This window comes from Chryseobacterium taeanense, assembly GCF_900099685.1.
In the GTDB taxonomy this organism is placed as follows: Bacteria; Bacteroidota; Bacteroidia; order Flavobacteriales; family Weeksellaceae; genus Chryseobacterium; species Chryseobacterium taeanense.
This window is the reverse complement of the sequence record NZ_FNDW01000028.1, coordinates 1-1,395: the sequence shown is the minus strand read 5'-3', so window position 1 is coordinate 1,395 and position 1,395 is coordinate 1. Positions and strand designations below refer to the sequence as shown.

The following is a 1,395-nucleotide window of genomic DNA, read 5'->3' as shown; positions in this document are numbered from 1 at the left end:
TATTGACTAGTCCTAAAAAATCGATACAGATTTGTTAGATAAAAATAATTAATTAAACACTTGCAAAAACTTTTTTGCAGGTGTTTTTTGATTTATAGGTTTTCATTTTCAATGAGTTTTGCTGATGCATTTGATTAGGTGTAAGCATGTGATTGGAATAATGGGGTCTTTTTTGATTATAGATTTCAACCGTTTCTTTTATTATTTGTTTCATAATTGGCAAGTCCTTATTGTACTTATCAATATTGAATTCTTGTTTTAAAATACCATTTATCCTTTCGGCCACAGCATTTTCATACGGATCAGCGTTTTGTGTCATACTTGGTTTTATTCTGTTTTTGCTTAATACTTTTTGATATTCACTGGCACAATATTGCAGTCCTCTATCGGAATGATGTATCAAAATTAAATCCTTGTTTTTTCTTTGTTTTATGGCTAATCTTAATGCTGCCAAACTACTTTCTGTGTTTAAATTATCAGATACATTGTAACCAACGATCTTTTTAGAATAGGCATCTGTTATCAGACTTAGGTAACAGGGTTTGTCTCTTTTCCCTATATAAGTGATATCAGACACCCAGACTTGTTCTGGCTTGTTTATTTCCAGATCTATTATTTGGTTGGTATATTTTCTAAAACGATGGTGCGAGTTTGTGGTGATATGATAAGAACGTTTTGGAGTGATTAGTAAATGATTAGCTCTAAGGATATCAATAAATTTATCCCTGCCAATTTTTAATGCCTTTAAGTCTTGATGTAATAAATAATATAACTTTTTAGATCCAATTCTTGGCATTTGCTGTCTAATTTCTAAAACCATATCAACAACCAGCCGGGCTTTGTTTTGCTTGTTAAAACGACGTTTTATTTTTCTATAATAAACCTGTCTGTCTATCCCGAACAAAGTACAGGCAAACTTTATTGTTTGTTGTTCTTTTTCTTTAAAATGGTCGATTGTCCGGGAGGTAAGTTTTTTCTTATGTCAATTTTATACTCCTGTTCGGCAATATCAATCATCATATCAAAGATGATGGCTTTCTTATCGGCTACAAAAGCTTGCCTTTCCAAAAGAGCTTTTTGCTTTTCTAATAATTTAACCTGAGCTTCAAGTTCCATTATTTTTTGTTCGGGTGACTTTGGCATATGGGATGGGTTTTGATTCTCCCAATCAAAGTTACCGAATTTCCTGAGCCATTCTACAACTGTTTTCCTACTTTGAACACCATACGTCCTGGTTGCTTCAGAAATAGAGAGCCTGCCTGTTTCTATTTCTTGGACTATTTGAAACTTTAAAGACATAGAATAGTCTTTTTGGGTTCGCTTTACATAGCGATTTTCTTGATTGTTTTCCATAACGATAAAATTTGTGTATCGCTATTTCAGGACAAGACATAT

At 32.5% G+C, this 1,395-nt stretch carries 2 protein-coding genes; both read right to left on the bottom strand.

Going from position 1 to position 1,395, the window contains the following annotated elements; translation table 11 throughout:
- Window positions 1–52: 52 nt before the first annotated feature.
- The gene (locus BLR30_RS17495) at window positions 53–904 is read right to left on the bottom strand and encodes an IS3 family transposase (RefSeq protein ID WP_262484117.1); all 852 of its coding nucleotides are present in this window, start codon (window positions 902–904) and stop codon (window positions 53–55) included.
- Window positions 905–918: 14 nt separating this feature from the next.
- On the bottom strand, window positions 919–1,353 hold the full coding sequence (locus BLR30_RS17960) for a hypothetical protein (protein ID WP_228400802.1): 435 nt from the start codon (window positions 1,351–1,353) through the stop codon (window positions 919–921).
- Window positions 1,354–1,395 lie beyond the last annotated feature (42 nt).

What these genes read in the sequence shown, in the direction of transcription:
- BLR30_RS17960 (WP_228400802.1), bottom strand. Translation starts at nt 1,353, where the DNA reads ATGGAAAACAATCAAGAAAATCGCTATGTAAAGCGAACCCAAAAAGAC.